This window comes from Aurantimonas sp. E1-2-R+4 (genome assembly GCF_036549515.1).
Taxonomy (GTDB): Bacteria; Pseudomonadota; Alphaproteobacteria; order Rhizobiales; family Rhizobiaceae; genus Aurantimonas; species Aurantimonas coralicida_A.
In genome coordinates this window covers 67,991-85,244 of record NZ_JAZHLK010000004.1, presented here as the reverse complement: position 1 = coordinate 85,244, position 17,254 = coordinate 67,991, and the positions used below count along the sequence as shown (strand labels likewise).

General features: G+C 64.6%; 19 protein-coding genes. 6 read left to right on the top strand and 13 right to left on the bottom strand.

Translation table 11 applies throughout. From position 1 onward, the window contains the following. The first annotated feature begins 13 nt into the window (after window positions 1–13). Both VQ045_RS03360 and VQ045_RS03355 read left to right on the top strand, forming a co-directional pair. Window positions 14–793 (top strand): SOS response-associated peptidase, encoded by a 780-nt coding sequence (locus VQ045_RS03360; protein ID WP_327624826.1) that lies wholly within the window; start codon window positions 14–16, stop codon window positions 791–793. 40 nt (window positions 794–833) lie between these two features. Continuing rightward, entirely contained in the window at window positions 834–1,454 is a 621-nt protein-coding gene (locus VQ045_RS03355) for a LysE/ArgO family amino acid transporter (RefSeq protein WP_331829158.1), read from the top strand. Window positions 1,455–1,458: 4 nt separating this feature from the next. Here the strand turns inward: VQ045_RS03355 and VQ045_RS03350 are convergent, their stop codons facing one another. Next, on the bottom strand, window positions 1,459–1,632 hold the full coding sequence (locus tag VQ045_RS03350; RefSeq protein ID WP_327624824.1) for a hypothetical protein: 174 nt from the start codon (window positions 1,630–1,632) through the stop codon (window positions 1,459–1,461). A 337-nt stretch (window positions 1,633–1,969) separates the two neighbouring features. Between VQ045_RS03350 and cysS the strand changes: the two genes are divergently transcribed. Further along, the gene (gene cysS, locus VQ045_RS03345) at window positions 1,970–3,454 is read left to right on the top strand and encodes a cysteine--tRNA ligase (RefSeq protein ID WP_331829157.1); all 1,485 of its coding nucleotides are present in this window, start codon (window positions 1,970–1,972) and stop codon (window positions 3,452–3,454) included. 34 nt (window positions 3,455–3,488) lie between these two features. Here the strand turns inward: cysS and VQ045_RS03340 are convergent, their stop codons facing one another. Continuing rightward, a complete protein-coding gene (locus VQ045_RS03340) occupies window positions 3,489–3,902 on the bottom strand; it encodes a type II toxin-antitoxin system VapC family toxin (protein WP_331829156.1) in 414 nt (137 codons plus the stop codon). After that, window positions 3,899–4,144 (bottom strand): type II toxin-antitoxin system Phd/YefM family antitoxin, encoded by a 246-nt coding sequence (locus VQ045_RS03335; protein WP_331829155.1) that lies wholly within the window; start codon window positions 4,142–4,144, stop codon window positions 3,899–3,901. The genes VQ045_RS03340 and VQ045_RS03335 overlap by 4 nt, the downstream gene beginning before the upstream one ends. A 136-nt stretch (window positions 4,145–4,280) precedes the next feature. Between VQ045_RS03335 and pip the strand changes: the two genes are divergently transcribed. The 3 genes from pip (at window position 4,281) to rarD (ending at window position 6,867) form a co-directional block, all read left to right on the top strand. Next, the gene (pip, locus tag VQ045_RS03330; RefSeq protein WP_331829154.1) at window positions 4,281–5,240 is read left to right on the top strand and encodes a prolyl aminopeptidase; all 960 of its coding nucleotides are present in this window, start codon (window positions 4,281–4,283) and stop codon (window positions 5,238–5,240) included. A gap of 85 nt (window positions 5,241–5,325) precedes the next feature. Beyond that, entirely contained in the window at window positions 5,326–5,796 is a 471-nt protein-coding gene (locus VQ045_RS03325) for a GFA family protein (protein ID WP_331829153.1), read from the top strand. A gap of 159 nt (window positions 5,797–5,955) precedes the next feature. Further along, window positions 5,956–6,867, top strand: a complete 912-nt coding sequence (gene rarD, locus VQ045_RS03320) for an EamA family transporter RarD (protein WP_331829152.1) — start codon at window positions 5,956–5,958, stop codon at window positions 6,865–6,867. A gap of 36 nt (window positions 6,868–6,903) precedes the next feature. Here the strand turns inward: rarD and VQ045_RS03315 are convergent, their stop codons facing one another. The 10 genes from VQ045_RS03315 to VQ045_RS03270 form a co-directional block, all read right to left on the bottom strand. Continuing rightward, a complete protein-coding gene (locus tag VQ045_RS03315) occupies window positions 6,904–8,454 on the bottom strand; it encodes a GNAT family N-acetyltransferase (protein WP_331829151.1) in 1,551 nt (516 codons plus the stop codon). Between the two features lie 106 nt (window positions 8,455–8,560). Then, window positions 8,561–9,166 carry a TIGR00730 family Rossman fold protein gene (locus tag VQ045_RS03310; protein WP_331829150.1) on the bottom strand — a complete coding sequence of 202 codons (606 nt, stop codon included), beginning with the start codon at window positions 9,164–9,166 and terminating at the stop codon, window positions 8,561–8,563. Between the two features lie 106 nt (window positions 9,167–9,272). After that, entirely contained in the window at window positions 9,273–10,031 is a 759-nt protein-coding gene (locus VQ045_RS03305; protein ID WP_331829149.1) for an ABC transporter ATP-binding protein, read from the bottom strand. Beyond that, window positions 9,979–10,716, bottom strand: coding sequence for an ABC transporter permease (locus VQ045_RS03300; RefSeq protein WP_331829148.1), 738 nt, complete (start codon window positions 10,714–10,716; stop codon window positions 9,979–9,981). Before VQ045_RS03300 ends, VQ045_RS03305 begins: the two co-directional genes overlap by 53 nt. Before the next feature lie 52 nt (window positions 10,717–10,768). After that, window positions 10,769–11,752, bottom strand: coding sequence for an ABC transporter substrate-binding protein (locus VQ045_RS03295; protein ID WP_331829147.1), 984 nt, complete (start codon window positions 11,750–11,752; stop codon window positions 10,769–10,771). Window positions 11,753–11,876: 124 nt separating this feature from the next. Next, window positions 11,877–12,467, bottom strand: a complete 591-nt coding sequence (locus tag VQ045_RS03290) for an energy-coupling factor transporter transmembrane component T family protein (RefSeq protein ID WP_331829146.1) — start codon at window positions 12,465–12,467, stop codon at window positions 11,877–11,879. Continuing rightward, on the bottom strand, window positions 12,464–13,138 hold the full coding sequence (locus VQ045_RS03285) for an energy-coupling factor ABC transporter ATP-binding protein (protein ID WP_331829145.1): 675 nt from the start codon (window positions 13,136–13,138) through the stop codon (window positions 12,464–12,466). The genes VQ045_RS03290 and VQ045_RS03285 overlap by 4 nt, the downstream gene beginning before the upstream one ends. Before the next feature lie 17 nt (window positions 13,139–13,155). After that, a complete protein-coding gene (locus tag VQ045_RS03280; RefSeq protein WP_327624811.1) occupies window positions 13,156–13,719 on the bottom strand; it encodes a biotin transporter BioY in 564 nt (187 codons plus the stop codon). Window positions 13,720–13,860: 141 nt separating this feature from the next. Next, entirely contained in the window at window positions 13,861–15,345 is a 1,485-nt protein-coding gene (gene glpK / locus VQ045_RS03275) for a glycerol kinase GlpK (protein WP_327624810.1), read from the bottom strand. Between the two features lie 88 nt (window positions 15,346–15,433). Next, window positions 15,434–17,206: an ABC transporter substrate-binding protein gene (locus tag VQ045_RS03270; RefSeq protein WP_327624809.1), complete on the bottom strand. Its 1,773-nt coding sequence runs from the start codon at window positions 17,204–17,206 to the stop codon at window positions 15,434–15,436. Between the last annotated feature and the right edge of the window lie 48 nt (window positions 17,207–17,254).

Sequence of the window (17,254 nt, the reverse complement as noted above, 5' to 3'; positions counted from 1 at the left end):
ACTTCTTGACTTCATGTCGTCGCTCCGGCTCAACAGCGCCATGTGCGGACGCTTTACCCTGACGGCAACCCCCGAGACGATAGCCGAAATGCTTGCGCTGGCGGAGATCGAGCCGTTTCCCCCGCGCTATAACATCGCGCCCACCCAGCCCATTCTGATCGCAATCGGCGGCCAGGAGGAGCGGCCGGGGGCGAATTTTCTTCATCGCACGGCGCTTCTCGCCCGTTGGGGGTTCATTCCCGCCTGGGTCAAGGATTGGCGGAGTTTTCCGCTGCTGTTCAACGCCCGGGCCGAGACGGCCGCCGAGAAGAATTCCTTTCGCGCGGCGATGCGATACCGCCGCTGCCTGATCCCCGCCAGCGGCTTCTACGAATGGCGGCGGCGCGGGAGGGCGAAATCCGAGGCCTATTTTCTGCGGCCCGGCGATGGCAGGCCCTTCTGCTTTGCGGGATTGATGGAAACCTGGCTTGGCGCCGACGGCAGCGAAGTCGACACCGCCGCGATCCTGACGACGGCCGCCAACCGGCGGATCGCGCAGATCCACGAGCGGATGCCGGTCGTCGTGGCGCCGGCTGACCACACACGCTGGCTGAACTGTCGGGACAACGACCCTGCGGCGGTCGCCGATATTCTGTATGCCGCCAACGACGATTTCTTCGACCCGGTGCGCGTGTCGGACCGCGTCAACGCAGTGGCGAATACCGATCCGGACATCCAGCGCCCGATCGCCGAGGCGGAACCGCTGAAAACCGGGGGAGACGCGGCGCTCGAGGTTCAGCGGAAACTGCTTTGACCGACTTCTTCCAAACGCAAACCGAGCGATACGGACAGCCATGACGGACCTTCTGCCGGCGTCCTTTGGCGGCTTTGCCCTCGGACTCGGGCTGATCGTGGCGATCGGCGCGCAGAACGCGTTCGTGCTCGAACGCGGGCTCGTGCGCAATCACGTCCTCGCCGTCGTGCTGGTCTGCAGTCTGTCGGATGCTGTGTTGATCGTCGCCGGCGTCGCCGGACTCGGCAGCCTGATCACCGGCGCGCCCGGTGTGGTCCGGTTCGTCACCTTCGCCGGCGCTGCGTTCCTGTACGTCTATGCGTTCCTCGCCCTGCGCCGTGCCTTCGACCGCAACGCCATGGCCGTGCGGGGCGGCCGGCTCATGAGCCTGCGCGCGGCGCTCGCGACGGTGCTCGGGCTGACATTCCTCAACCCGCATGTCTATCTGGATACGGTGGTTCTGCTGGGAAGCCTTTCGGCGCGATACGCAACGGGGGCGGAGAAAGCCGCCTATGCCGGCGGCGCGATGGCCGCCTCGCTCGTGTGGTTCGTGGCGCTTGGCTACGGCGCGCGATTGCTGGCACCGCTCTTTCGAAAACCCGCCGCATGGCGGATTTTGGACCTTTCGATCGCCGCTGTGATGGCGATGCTGGCAACCGGCCTGCTAGTTGGAGGCGGGTAACTCGTCAGCCGGCGTCTTTTTTAGCGTTCGAAGTGTCAGCCTTCGCCTGCTTCTGCTTGCAGCAGCCCTGGCTCGCCGCCGCAATCGCGGGGATGCCGATCTCGTGGTAGTTGCGCTCAAGATCTACGTCACGCTCGCGGTCGCTCTTGGAGCGAAATTGAATTGTCTCGGTTTTCATGGCCTCGATCCGTGGCTTGTTTGGACAGCTACAGGGCACCCCGATCGTGCCATTTTCAAGGGCAATGGCTAAGACGAACTTAACGCCCTAAGCCTTTGTCCTTCTTGACAATATGAAGTGATAATCCCGCCACAAGGCTGCGGTTCCAAAGCGGCATGAATTTTCCTGATTCCACTGGAAAATCGGACGATTGTTGCGCGGAACCTCACGGGCGATCACGGGACATTTGTCGCAGTCAGACAAGTTGTTCGGCGGAGGCGAGGCGAAGCGCGTTTGTCAGCCGCCTCGATTGGCGCTAGCGAGAGCGCTGCAATTACGAGCGCGACGAGGACGACGCATGGATGACGGGTTTCGCGGGCTGAGGCTCTGGAACACGATGACGCGGACGAAGGAGGAGTTTCGGCCGCTGGATTGGCAGGATTCGGCAAAGGCCGAGGCAGACCGGCGCGTGCGTATGTATGTTTGCGGCCCGACCGTCTACGACTACGCCCATATCGGCAACGCCCGGCCGGTCATCGTGTTCGACGTCCTCTACCGGCTGCTGCGTCACCTCTACGGCGAAGATATTGTCACCTATGTCCGCAACATCACCGACGTCGACGACAAGATCAACGCACGGGCGGCGCGGGACTATCCGGACCTGCCGCTGAACGCGGCGATCGCCAAGGTGACGCAGGCGACCGCCGATCAGTTCCATGACGACGTCAAGGCGCTCGGCTGCCTTCCCCCGACGCACGAGCCGCGCGCCACCGACTTCGTCACCGGACACGCCGACGGCCACGACATGGTGTCGATGATCCAGACGCTGATCGACAAGGGCAACGCCTATGAGGCGGGCGGCGAGGTGCTGTTCGACGTCACCTCGATGCCCGATTACGGCAAATTGTCGAACCGGCGGCTGGAGGACCAGCAGGCCGGGGCGCGGATCGCCGCCGGCAGCCACAAGAAGAATCCCGGCGACTTCGTCCTGTGGAAGCTCTCGACCGAGAATGAGCCCGGCTGGGATAGTCCGTGGGGAAGAGGCCGGCCCGGCTGGCACATCGAATGCTCGGCGATGAGCGAAGCCTATCTCGGCAAGACTTTCGACATCCACGGCGGCGGCCTCGACCTGATCTTTCCGCACCACGAGAACGAGATCGCCCAGTCGCGCTGCGCCCACGGTACCGACCAGATGGCGCAGGTGTGGATGCACAACGGCTATCTGCAGGTCGAGGGCCGCAAGATGAGTAAGTCGGAGGGGAACTTCGTCACCATTCACGACCTCCTGCACACCGAAAAATTTGGCGGGCGGAAATGGCCGGGCGAGGTACTGCGGCTGGCCATGCTGATGACCCACTATCGCGAGCCGATCGACTTTTCTGTGAAGCGGCTGGAGGAGGCTGCGGCTATTCTGAGCCGATGGGCCGATGTCGCGTTTGGAGCTGAGACTATTGGTTACTCAGCTGTCCTCGCGGATGTGAACCCGCTTTTGGATGATCTAAACACGCCCCGGTTCATCAACGAACTTCACAGCTTGGCCCGAGCAGCTACGGGTGGGCAAGAAGAGAGTCGAAGGTCCTTTCGGCTCGCGCTGAGGCTGTTAGGCTTCGAGGAAACAGACTTTTTGACGCAGTTCGCGGCAGATGCTGACGTCCTCCTAGAGAAAGAAGCGAGGGAGACTGTATGGGCCGCCATTACTGGACGCCTCGAACTCATCCGCGAGAAGAATTGGCCCGAAGCTGACAGGATTCGCGACGAGCTTTTGGCCAAGGGCATCCAGCTCAAGGACGGCAAGGACCCGGAGACCGGCGAGCGGGTGACCACCTGGGAAGTGAAGCGGTAGACGCTGACCCACCCACTTGGGGCATTCACGTCTCTCATTTAGCTGCGTCGATCACACGGACGTGGCCTTCCGCGCCATAGGACAGGATGGCGCGATCGACCGTCGCTATCCGAATTCCGTGATGCCGCGCCGTGGCGACGATGAACCGATCCGCCGGATCGGGATGAAACGAGCCCGGCAGTGAGACGCTCGCGACGGCGATGGAAGGCTCCAGCGGCAGCAGACGAATGCTGGGGCGGGACAATGCGGCGTCAATCCAGAGGCCGACGTCGGTTGCGAGACTTAGTCGGCCTTTTTGGGTCAGCAAGGCGATCTCCCATGGCGTGATCGCCGAGATTGCGACCGCGCCCCGTCCGGCTTCCCGCCCGATGATATCTCGGGTCGCGTCACCCAACTTCGGGTCGTCGCCTAGAAGCCAGATCAGGACATGCGTATCGATCAGGATCACCGCAATGCGTCCCAATCTTCAGGATCGCTGGCCGGCGAGATGATGTCGTCATAATCGAGGATCGTGTCCTTCATCGCGCCGAACAAGGACTGACGCCCCTCATCCGTTTCCACGGGCACCATCTTCGCCACCGGCTTTCCGTGGCGCGTCACGACGACGGGTTCGTGATCGCGATTCATCGCATCGATGAGCTTGAGGCAGTCGGACTTGAACCGCGTCGCGGTTACGGTTTTTTCGGTCATGGCCAAGCCCCCTCAATTCTGTCTATAAAATATGTACATTAACTGCAGGGATGCAAGCGGGCTCGGTGTCGGTTTTGATCGGATGCGGTCGAGCGTCCCTGTCCATTTCATCAGACAGCGCTAGTAATCACTTCTAATGACAGGTCCGCTTCGCAAACCCTTTCCCGGCCTCGAGCCCTATCAGACCGGTCGCCTCGACGTCGGCGACGGGCACCAGCTCTATTATGAGCTGTGCGGCAATCCCGATGGCAGACCCGTCGTCTTCCTGCATGGTGGACCCGGCAGCGGCGCCTCGTCGCAGCACCGTCGGCTGTTCGATCCGGCGCGCTATCGCATCATATTGTTCGACCAGCGTGGCTGTGGCCGCTCGACGCCCCTCGGTCGTCTGGACGCCAATACCACCTGGCACCTCGTCGCCGATCTGGAGCGCCTGCGCGCCTTGCTCGGCGTGGAACGCTGGCTGCTGTTCGGCGGCTCCTGGGGCGCGACGCTGGCGCTGGCCTATGCCGAGACGCACCCGAAGCGGGTGAGCGGCATGATCCTGCGCGGCGTCTTCACCGGCCGGCGCTCCGAACTCGAATGGTTCTACGAGCGCGGTGCCAACCGGCTTTTCCCCGATCGATGGGAGGATCTCGTCGGGCAAATCCCGGCGGCCGAGCAGGACGACATCGTCGCGGCCTATCGCAAGCGGCTCACCCATCCCGATCGCGCCGTCTGCGCCGCGGCGGCACGCGCGTGGACGAACTGGGAGTCGGCGACGGTCATGCTGCGACAGACCCAGGCCGGCGAAAATGGCAACGGCGGGGCGGTGTCCGACGCCACGATCGCCTTCGCCCGGATCGAAAATCACTATTTCTACCACGACCTCTGGCTCAAGGAGGGCCAGCTGATTCGCGACGCACACCGCTTGGCGGACATTCCCGGCGTCATCGTCCAGGGCCGCTACGACGTGGTGACGCCGGCGGTCACCAGCTGGCAGCTCACCCAGGCCTGGCCGAAAGCGGACTACCGGATGGTGGAGGGCGCCGGCCACGCCTTCGCCGAGCCAGGCATCTTGCACGAACTGCTGGAGGCCACCGACCGCTTCGCGCGGTAGGGACTTGCGCCGTTAGCGAGAGTGCGCGGTTCAGCTTAAGATCACCAATATTCGGCAAAGCGGGCATGCAGAGGAGGGCAATCCCATGACCATTCACACCGGCGGCTGCCAGTGCGGTGCCGTACGCTTTCGCACCGAGATCGATCCGGCCAAGGCGTCGATCTGCCATTGCCGCATGTGCCAGAAGGCATTCGGTAGTTTCTATGCGCCTCTGGTTTCGGTGCGCGACCATAGTCTCGTCTGGACCAGGCGCGAGCCGAAGCGCTTCCAGTCGTCCAACCACGTCCGGCGTGGCTTCTGCGAGGATTGCGGGACGCCGCTCACCTACGAGGCGCCGGATGGTGTGGCCCTTGCCATCGGCGCTTTCGACGATCCGGCGGCGATACCGCCTGTCATCCAATACGGCGTCGAGGCGCTGTTGCCCTATGCCGATCGTCTCGCGAGCCTGCCGTCAAGGGCGACCGAACAGGACGTGGACGCAACCTCGTTTCTGCGCGACATCGTCTCGTATCAGCATCCCGACCGTCCCGGCGACGACGAGGCGACCTCACCATAGTCTTTCGCGGCCAATCGGGTGCCGGTCCGCCGTCAAGGTGGTAGCGATCCGGCGATGGCGCATCACCAAAACGGATCGGTGCCATCATCGAAAAGCGGGTGTCGCCCCACGCGCCATCTGATAGACCGCCGTCATCCAACTCTTTCATTGAGCAGTCTCATGCCAGCGGCCGACGCCGGATTAAACAAGGGCTTCGCCTACGCCCTTGGGGCCTTTGCCATCTGGGGACTGATCCTCCCGATCTACATGAAGCTGCTCGACCATGTCTCGCCCTTCGAGATCGTGGCGCATCGAATTTTATGGGCGATCCCCGTCGCCCTGCTGATCCTTTGGTGGCAGGGGGTGCTCGGCACGGTCTGGCGGCATTTCGCCAATGTGCGGACCGTGGCGCTGGCGGCACTGGCCGCGACGCTGATCTCGCTCAACTGGGGAACCTACGTCTACGCCATCGTGTCGGGACACGCGCTCGATGCCGCACTCGGCTATTATATCAACCCGCTGGTCAACATCCTGCTCGGCGCCGTCGTCCTCGGCGAGCGGCCGAACCGGCCGCAGTCCTTCGCGATCGGGCTCGCCACCATCGCCGTCGTCATCCTGACGGTACGGGCCGGCGGTCTTCCCTGGATATCTCTGACGCTGGCCTTTTCGTTCGGCATATACGGATTGCTGCGCAAGATGGTCCCCGTGGGAGCCAGCGAAGGCTTCTTCCTGGAGGTGATGATCCTGGCGCTGCCCTCGGCGGCCGTGCTCGTGGCGATGGCGGGCGAGAGCCGTTTCCTCGCCGACGGAGTGGAGACGGCGCTGCTCATCGGAACGGGTCCGCTGACCGCGATCCCGCTGATCCTGTTCGCGACCGGCGCGCGGCTGTTGCACTATTCGACGATCGGCGTCTTGCAATACATGGTGCCGACGCTGCTTTTCCTGGGAGCGATCTTCCTGTTCGGCGAGTCCTTCGATATCTGGCAGCTGGTCGCCTTCGGTTTCATCTGGGCAGCGCTGGCGCTTTACACTTGGGCGTTGTTCCAGAAGGCCCGGGCGGCGCGGCGAGCCCTGCGGCCGCAGGGCCTCTGAGCGGGCGCCATTCCTTGCGCGCGCTCAGGAAATCGCTCAGCCGCCGTCGGACCATGTCGTGCGGTAGAGATCGAGCCGGCGGTCGCGCAGATTGCGCACCGAGCCTTCGTAGCGGGCCCAACCGAGCGTCGCCAGGTTGAGGTCGGCGACGGTCACCATCTCGACATTCTCCGAGGCTTCGGCGGCGATACCGTCGCGGGCGAAGGGGAAGTCGCAAGGGGTGAAGATGCCGGACTGGGCGTATTCGATGTCGAGATTGTCGACATTGCCGAGATTGCCGGTCATGCCCGAAGTGACGACGTAGCATTGGTTCTCGATCGCCCGCGCCTGGCAGCAATAGCGCACGCGCAGATAGCCGTGGCGGGTATCGGTGTTGAACGGCACGAACAGGATGCGCGCGCCCTGGTCGGTGAGCCGCCGGGCGACTTCCGGGAATTCCGAATCATAGCAGATCATCACGCCGATCGAGCCGCAATCGGTCTCGATCGTGTCGATCGGATCGCCGCCCTTGATCTGCCAGTATTGCCGCTCGTTCGGCGTCGGGTGGATCTTCTCGCGGGCATGGACCGAGCCGTCGCGCAGGAAGACGTAGCCGACGTTCTGGATGTCGCCGTCGTCGGTCTTGGTGGCGTGGCTGCCGCCAATGATGTTGATGTTGCGGCGGATCGCCATGTCGGTCAGCCGCGCGACGAAATCCGGCGTGTGCTCGGTCAGCCGCTGGATCGCCGCCTCGGGCTTCAATTCCTCGGCCTCGCAGGACAGTAACATCAGCGTGAACAGCTCGGGAAAGACGACGAAATCGCCGCCATATTCCGACGCGACCTCGACGAAATAATCGACCGCGTCGTAAAAGTCCTGCGGCTTGGCGATCCGACGCGCCTTCATCTGGACGGTGACGACGCGCACCACATCCGGATTGCCGCGATTGACCGGCTGCTCCTGACGCAAAGGGTCGAAATAGGGGTTGCGCCAGACCATCAGCACGCCGTAGCCGCCGGAGGCGCGGTCGCTCGGATAGTAATTCTTCAAAAGGGTTTCCGGCTCGAAGCCGGATTTCAGATGGAACGAGGCGACCGGATCCTTCACCTCGCTTGCCTTGACGGCCTCCAGATAGACCTCGGGCGACGCATATTTCCTGGCGTTGCGCTGATAGCCCGGCATCCGGCCGCCGAAGGCGATGCCCTTGAGATGGAGATCCTGGCAAAGCCGACGCCGCGCGTCGTAGAGGCGTTTGCCGATCCTGAGGCGCCGCCGATCCGGATCGACACAGACCTCGGTTCCGTAGAGCCATTCCCCCCGGCGATCATGCATCGCCGCGTAGCCGCCGCCGGTTACCTCCGCCCATGTGTGCTGACCCAGCGCCTTCTCCTCGGACAGGATCATGGTCGCGGCATAGCCGACGATCTCGCCCTCGTAGGCGACGACGAACTGCCCCTCCGGGAAGGCCGAAAGCTGTCCCAAAATCATGCCGCGCGTATAGGCCGGCTCGTCCTTGAAGACCTTGGCGGAGAGGGCGATAATCGCGGCGACGTCGCTCTTTTCGGCCGTGCGAATTTCAAGTTTCGGGGTCGAGCGCTTCTCGGCCATGGGCGGGTGGGTCCTTGTCATGCGAAGGGGAGAGCGGCATGGCCGCGTTTTCTCGCATCTAGGACGAAACCCCGCATTCGCAACCGCGCGACAGGGGGGCGGAAGATCAAAGCCGCTCGATGATCTCCAGCCGCCCGTCGTCGCCATTCACTGATGTCGCGGCGACAAGATGCGGCACGATGTCGGCGACGTCGTCGATGATAATCGGCCGAACCTGATGGGCGCGGTGCAGGAAACCTTCCTCGCTCATGTGGTCGAACAGCCGCGACAGGGGATCCCAGAAGCCGCCGATATTGGCGATGACAATCGGTTTTTCGTGCCGGCCCAATTGGCTCCAGGTGAGGATCTCGACCAGTTCCTCCAGCGTGCCGATCCCGCCGGGCAGAGCGACGAAGGCGTCCGAGCGCTGAAACATCAGATGCTTTCGCTCGTGCATGTCCTCGGTGACGATCAGCTCGTCCAGCCGCTTCAGTTCCCGTTCGGTTGCCTCCATATCGATCAGGAAGCGCGGGATGATGCCGGTGACCTCGCCTCCCGCCGAGATGACGCCCTCGGAAACGGCGCCCATGATGCCGCGGGTGCCGCCGCCATAGACGAGTCGGATGCCGGCCTTGCCGATCGCCGTGCCGAGCTTTCGCCCGCTATCGATATAAAGGGGATCGCGGCCCGCCGAGGAGCCGCAATAGACGCAGACGGATCGAATCATGCTCATGGTCGCGAGAGTCGGATGGCGGCGGGAGGAGGTCAAGCGGGAAGGGGCAAGCCTACCTGATGATTTTCGCAGCGGATCATCGTGAAGTTCGGCCCGTCGGCCATCTTCACAGAACTCCCGGAAATGCCTCATCCACCGCCTGCAGCGTGTGTTCCGCCCACACCGCATCCCGCTCGGCCCGGGGCGTGTCGATCTCGTAGACGCCGCGCACGGTCGACGGCCGCGCCGTCAGAAAGACGATGCGATCGGACAGTTGCAGCGCTTCCCTCAGATTGTGGGTGACCATCAGCGCTGTCGTCGGCCGGGCCGACCAGACCGTCATCAAGAGCTCCCGCAGGCGGTTCGCGGTCATTTCGTCGAGCGAGACGAAGGGCTCGTCGAGCAGCAGCAGCGCCGGCTCGATGGCGAAGGCACGAGCGAGCGCGACCCGGCGCGCGAGGCCCAGCGACAACTCGCCCGGATAGCGCGATCGCATCTCATCCAGGCCGAGAATGGCGAAGAGATCGCTAAGGTCGACGTTGGCCTTCGCCTCGGGCAGCGCTAGCCGGACGTTGTCTTCGACCGTCCGCCAGGGCAGGAGGCGCGGCTCCTGGAAGACGGCGGCGACCCGCCCCGTCTCGTCGGGCAACCGGACGTGCCCGGAAAAGTCGGTGTCGAGGCCAAGGATGATCCGGAGCGTCGTCGTCTTGCCGCAACCCGACGGGCCGATCAGCGTGGTGAAGCTGCCGGGCGGCGCCTGGAAGGCGATCTCCGCGATCGCCCGCACTTCTGCGCCGTCGACCGCGTGGAAGATCTTGTCGCGGACGAGGACGTCAAGCGGGCCGGATGCGCCAGCGGGTGGAATAGGCTTCGAGCGGTTGGACAAGCAGGAACTCGATCAGGAGCATGATGGCGACGAAGGCCAGCGTGTAGGCGAGAATGGCGGCTACGTCGAACAGTTGGAAATAGAGATAGATCTGGAAGCCGACGCCGTTCGAGCGGCCGAGGAGTTCGACCACCAGCGCGATCTTCCAGATCAGCGCGATGCCGGAACGGGACGCGGCGGCGAAATAGGGCTGCAACTGCGGGATCACCACGTGGCGCATCGTCTTTGCCCGGCCGAAGCGGTAGACGGACGCCATCTCGCTCAGGTTCCGGTCGAGGGCGCGGGCGCCCTCGCGCATCGTCACGACGACATTGGGGATCTTGTTGACGGCGATGGCACCGATCGCGGCGGCCTCGTTGAGGCCGAACCAGATATAGGCGAGGACGATGACGACAAGCGCCGGGAGGTTGAGGAAGAGGATCACCCAGGGATCGAAGAACCGGTTGGCGTCGCGATTGAGGCCGAGCGCGATGCCGATCGCCGCGCCAATCGCCATGGCGAGCACGAAGGATACGGCGACGCGAAACAGCGTCATCGCCAGATGAAAAAACAGCTCGCCGGTCCTGGTGTCGCGCCAGAAGGCGTCGAGCACGGCGGGCGGCGCCGGCAGGGCGCGGCTGTCGGCGAAGGTCGCCACGACCCACCAAAGGGCGAGCAGGCCTGCCAGCGACAAAAGCGTCATCAAGGCCGGGCCAGCGCGAGCGACGCAGCGGCGCCCACCTGCTATGGTGGGACTATCAGCCGCCATCGGCGAGGCCGGGCCAGTAGGTGCCTTCGACCAGTTCCCTGGATGGCCCGACAAGCTTTTCTCCGCCAATCTCGGCGAGCAGCCGGTAGAGCGTCCTCGCATCGGCTTCTTCCTCCGCTGCACTGCGGGAGGGGATGCCCTCGCGGTAGCGATTGCGCAGGGTTTGCAGCGTCTTCTCGTCCTTGGCCTTGGTCAGGGGGGCAACGATGTCCCACTCCGCGTCGGACGATTCGAGCAATCCTTTCGTTGCCTTGTCGGCGGCGAGGAAGCCCCTGATCGCCTTCGGATGCTTCTCGGCGAAGCTGTCGCGGAATACCCAGCCGAGTGCCGCGACCGGACCCGAGGCTCCCATTTCCATGGCGGCGTCGGCCCCCGAAATCAGAGTGCGAAATCCCTCCGCCTCGAGGCGCGCGGCGTAGTGCCAGAAATTCAGCACGGCATCGAGCTCGCCGGACCTTGCCTTTTCGGTCAGCAGCGGCGGTGCGCCGAAAACCACGTCGTTTTCACCGGCGAGGTCGGTTCCGTAGTTCTTTTTCGCCAAGGCTTGGATCAGCAGCCAGTTCTTGTCGAGTGGCCCACCGGCGACGCCGATCGTCTTGCCCTTCAGATCGCCGAGAGCCTTCATGTCGCTGTCGCCGGCGACCATCATCGAGCCGACCGACGTCGAATAGGGCGCGAAGGTGAAGTCGGCGCCGGTCGCCCGCTGGCGCGAGACCCACAGCCAGTCGGAGACGATGATATCGACGTCGCCCGCCTGCAGCGCGACGTTGGAAGCATCCTCGCCGGCGAAGGGGACGATTTCCACATCGACACCGTTCTCTTCGTCAAGCCCGTTGCGGGTCATGGCGTCGAGCGCCCAGTTGACGGTGCCGTATTTGAGCACGCCGACGCGAATTTTTTCCTGCGCCATCGCGCCGGTCGCGAAAAGCGCGAGCAACACGGCGGCGCCCAGCGCCGAGCGAAGCCAAGCCATGATGGCGATCCTCCCAATCATGTTTCTAACAATGCCCTGATCCGAGAGCATAGCACGTGCTGCCGGCGCGACGCGTCGACGCCAAGGATCGGGAAAATGTCCCCATCGCGACAGACGCGGCGTGTCAGGAACGCGCGTCGATCGCCTCGGCGATCTCGTCGGCCATCTTCAGCAGTCTTACGATCACCGGAACCGCGAGCGCGACGATCGAGCGGTCCTGTCCACGCGCTCGCTGGGCCTCGCGGACTTCCTCGACGATCGCCCCGACCGCCGGGATGAAGCGGATCGCCAGCGAGATCGCCAGGCTCACCTTGCCGACGTCGAGGCCGAAGCGGGTGAGGGGACTGAGCGCCCGTTCGATCACCGCGACGAGGTCGGCGGTGCGTGTGGTCAGCGTGACGAGGGATGCGGCGAAGATCAGGGCGGCGAAGCGCAGGACGAGAATCAGCGCCGCGGAGAGGTCGATCAGCCAGAGCTGCGCCGCGAACAGAATGGCGAGGACCCAGAGAACCGGGCGGATCTGGGCGAAGGCGGCCTGGGCCGGAATGCGTGCCAGCGCATAGCCGGCAAGGACTATGACGAGCGCGGTCGCCGCGAGCCACACGTCGTCGATGGCGAAGAGGACGGTCCCGAGGACGAGGAGGGCGATGAGCTTTACCGACGCGCGGACGCGGTGGACGGGACTCGAACCCGGCCGGTAGAGACCCGCGATCACCCGACGATCCTCAGATAGGCTGCGATCGCTTCCTTCGGCGCGGCGTCGGTGACCAGCCGGCCATCGTCGAAGACCAGCACCCGGTCGAAACCGGCGAGGAGATCGAGATCATGGGTGACGAGGATCACATGCTGATCCAGCGCCGCCACGGCGTCCATGACACGACGCGTGTTGCGCCGGTCGAGGAGTGTGGTCGGCTCGTCGAGGACGAGCCAGGCCGGTTCCAGAATCATGACGCCGGCCAGCGCTACCATCTGGCGTTCGCCGCCGCTGAGCTCGTGGACGAGCCGATCACCAAAACCGTTCAGGCCGAAGCGGTCGAGGGTTTGCTCGACCCTGCCGGGGATGTCGGCGGCCGCGACGCCGCGGCCCTTGAGCCCGAAAGCGAGATCCTCGCCGACGGTCGGGTAGACGATCTGATTGTCCGGGTTCTGAAAGACGAAGCCCACCTGGCGGCGCACTTCGCGGCCCTTCGTCCGGGTGTCGAGTCCGCAGACGGCGACCTGCCCGGTGGTCGGCAAGATCAGCCCGTTGAGCAGCCGGGCGAAGGTGCTCTTGCCGGAGCCGTTGGCGCCGATGATCGCGATCCGCCGTTCCGCGAGCCGCAGGTCCAGATCGGCGAGGATCCGGCGCCCGGCGCGCTCGAGCGAAACTCCGGCGAGCTCGATCATCGACCGCGGGTCTGCCGTCAGGCCCGGCCCGCGCGCACTCGCGAGGGGATCAGCGGGTAGGACCGCTTGACGGTCGTGATCACCGCCGCGGCGATGCCGGCCTTGATCAAATCACCCGGGATGAAGGCAGCCGAGCCGGTGAGGGCCGTCCAGAGCGGAATGTCGGCGATGGCGGCAACCACCGGGATGCCGATCGCGTAGAGAACGACGATGCCGCCGAAGACCGAGATCAGGAAGGCGCCGACAAAGCCGAGGCTGGTCCAGAAACGCTCGGTCAGCCAGCCGATGACATAGGCGGCGACGATCCAGCCGAACAGGAAGCCGGCGGTCGGGCCGGCGAAGACGCCGATGCCGCCACGTCCGCCCGACAGGAGCGGCAGGCCGATCGCCACCAGAACAAGGAAGAGGACCATCGACAGTGCGCCGCGCTTGGCCCCGAGGATACCGCCGGCCAGCATCACGCCCATCGATTGCGCGGTGATCGGCACGCCCAGGGCCGGGATCGTCAGCGGCGGAAACACCGCGAGCACGGCCATCAGAGCGGCGAAGAGGGCGATATAGACAACGTCTTTGGTAGCCATCGGAGGATGCCTTTGCTGCGGGGTGGAGGGCCGGCGAGAGCGCGCCGTGTGGCGGCGAACGCTGCTTTCTCTGACCCGATCGGGCGGTAAAGGTCAATTGGAGCTGCGGAAGATGCGTTGCGTTTCCGCCGCGATGCGCGGTCACGTCAATGTCCGGCGCACCGCGTCGGCCCAGCCGGCGAGCTTGCGCCCGCGCGTGGCCGCGTCCATTTGCGGCTCGAAGCGGCGCTCCAACCGCCAGCGCTCGGAAAAGCCGGCCATGTCCGGCCAAACGCCTGCCTTCTGTCCAGCCACCCAGGCAGCGCCGAGCGCTGTCGTTTCCAGCACGACCGGACGGTCGACCGGCGCATCGAGAAGGTCGGCGAGGCGCTGCATCGTCCAGTCCGATGCGACCATGCCGCCGTCGACGCGCAGGATCGTGTCGCTCGCGCCGGTCCAGTCTTTCTTCATGGCCGAGAGAAGGTCGGCGGTCTGGAAGCAGACGGCCTCGAGCGCCGCGCGGGCGATCTCGTTCGGACCGGTGTTGCGGGTCAGGCCGTAGATCGCGCCGCGCGCCTCCGCGTCCCACCAGGGCGCGCCGAGCCCGGTGAAGGCCGGCACCATGTAGACGTCCTGGGCGTCGTCGGCCTCGGCCGCCATCGGGCCGGTGCGATCGGCGCGCTCGACGACGCCGAGCCCGTCGCGGAGCCATTGCACGGCAGCCCCGGCGATGAAGATCGAGCCTTCGAGGGCGAATGCGGTCTTGCCGGACAGGCGATAGGCGATCGTGGTCAAAAGCCGGTTGGAGGATGGCACGCGGGTATCGCCGGTGTTGAGCACCGCGAAGCAGCCGGTGCCGTAAGTGGATTTCAGCATCCCCGGCGCGAAACAGGCCTGGCCGAGCGTCGCCGCGTGCTGGTCGCCGGCGATCCCGCAGACCGGGATCGCAGCGCCGAACAACGACGTCTCGGTCACGCCGAATTCGGCGTCGCAGTCCTTCACCTCCGGCAAGAGCGCGCGGGGGACGTTCAGCAGCCTGAGGAGGTCGTCGTCCCAGGCGTTCGCCTCGATGTCGAACAGCATGGTGCGGCAGGCATTGGTGGTGTCGGTCGCGTGGACCTTGCCGCCAGTGAGCCGCCAGAGCAGGAAGGTGTCGACCGTGCCGAAGGCAAGCTTGCCGGCCTCAGCCTTGGCGCGTGCGCCCTCCACATGGTCGAGCATCCAGGCGATCTTGGTGCCGGAGAAATAGGGGTCAACGATCAGACCGGTCTTTGCCGTGATCTCCGGCTCGGCGCCATCATCGACGAGCTTGCGGCAGATGTCGGCGGTGCGGCGATCCTGCCAGACGATGGCGTTGTGGATCGGCTTGCCGGTGTCGCGGTCCCAGATCAGCGCGGTCTCGCGCTGATTGGTGATGCCGATTGCGGCGATGTCGGAGGCCGACAGCGACGCGTCGGCGAGGGCGATGCGGACCGTGGCGACGACCGAGCGCCAGATGTCTTCGGGATCATGCTCGACCCAGCCCGAGCGCGGAAAATGCTGCGGAAACTCCTGTTGCCCCACGCCGACGATGCGAAAGCCGTCGTCGAAGACAATGGCGCGTGACGATGTCGTGCCCTGGTCGATGGCGAGGGCGTATCCGGACATGGGCGTTTCTCCCTGAGGCGCAAGGTTGTACGCGAATAGCAGAAAGCCGGGGCGAGCCCGGCTTTCCTTGTCGTTGCGGACCGGCCGATTATTTGGCGGCCGGCTTTTCCATGGCGGCGTCGCCACTGGCCGCGTTGGCGTCAGCCCAGCTCTTGACCAGCTCGTCGTAGTTGACGGTCATCGGCTGTTCTTTTTCGTTCTCGATCTTGGGCTGAGGGGCGAGCGTGCCGTTCTTCTTGGCCTCCTCGACCCAATAGGCCAGATCCTGCTCCTCGTTGAGCTTCGGGCCGATGTCGCCCTGGATCCCGGCGCGCTCGAGACGCTCCAGGATCTGCTCCTGCTCGGCGCAGAGCGAATCCATGGCTCCCTGCGCCGTCTTGGCGCCGGAGGCTGCATCGCCGATCGCCTGCCACCAGAGTTGCGCCAGCTTCGGGTAGTCCGGCACGTTGGTGCCCGTCGGCGACCACTGCACGCGCGCCGGCGAGCGGTAGAACTCGATGAGACCACCGAGCTTCGGTGCCCGCTCGGTGAAGCTGGCGTCGCGGATCGTCGATTCGCGGGTGAAGGTCAGGCCCACATGGCTCTTCTTCACGTCGACGGTCTTCGAGGTGACGAACTGCGCGTAGAGCCAGGCGGCCTTGGCGCGATCGACCGGGGTCGACTTCATCAGCGTCCAGGAACCGACGTCCTGGTAGCCGAGCTTCATGCCCTCCTTCCAGTAGACGCCGTGTGGCGAGGGGGCCATGCGCCATTTCGGCGTGCCGTCCTCGTTCACGACCGACAGGCCGTCCTTCACCATGTCGGCGGTAAAAGCGGTGTACCAGAAGATCTGCTGGGCGATCTCGCCCTGCGCCGGCACCGGACCGGATTCGGAGAATGTCATGCCCTGGGCGGCCGGCGGCGCATAGGCCTTCAACCAGTCGAGATATTTCTGGATGGCGTAGACAGACGCCGGGCCGTTGGTGTCGCCGCCCCGGGCGACGCAGGAGCCGGTCGGTTGGTCTTTGTCATTGACGCGGATGCCCCATTCGTCGACGGGCTTGCCGTTCGGAATGCCCTTGTCGCCATTGCCGGCCATCGACAGCCAGGCGTCGGTGAAGCGCCAGCCGAGCGAGGGATCCTTCTTTCCATAGTCCATGTGGCCATAGACTTTCTTGCCGTCGACGTCGCGGCCGGTAAAGAACTCGGCGATGTCCTCATAGGCCGACCAGTTGACCGGAACGCCGAGATCGTAGCCGTACTTCTCCTTGAAGTCGGCCTTGTTTTTCTCGTCGTTGAACCAGTCGTAGCGGAACCAGTAGAGGTTCGCGAATTGCTGGTCGGGAAGCTGGTAGAGCTTGCCGTCTGGCGCGGTGGTGAAGGAGGTGCCGATGAAATCTTCCAGGTCGAGGCCCGGATTGGTGACATCCTTGCCTTCGCCGGCCATCCAGTCGGTCAGGCTGCGGGCCTGCTGGTAGCGCCAGTGGGTCCCGATCAGGTCGGAATCGTTGATGTAGGCGTCGTAGATATTCTCACCCGACTGCATCTGCGTCTGCAGCTTTTCGACGACGTCGCCCTCGCCGATCAGGTCGTGGGTGACCTTGATGCCGGTGATCGCCTCGAAGGCGGGCGCCAGCACTTTGGATTCGTATTCATGCGTGGTCAGCGTTTCCGAGGCGACCTTGATGTCCATGCCCGACAGCGGCTTGGCTGCGTCGACGAACCACTGCATTTCCGCTTCCTGATCGGCGCGGTCGAGGGTCGACACCTCCTTGATTTCGGCATCGAGGAATTTTTTGGCCGCTTCCATGTCGGCGAAAGCCGGCGCGGATGCGAGCGCGATGGCCAGCATCGCTGCCGAGCCCATCAGATGGCGTTTCATAGTCTTATACCTCCCAAAACGAGTGCCGGTCTTTTGGTGTGGCGGATC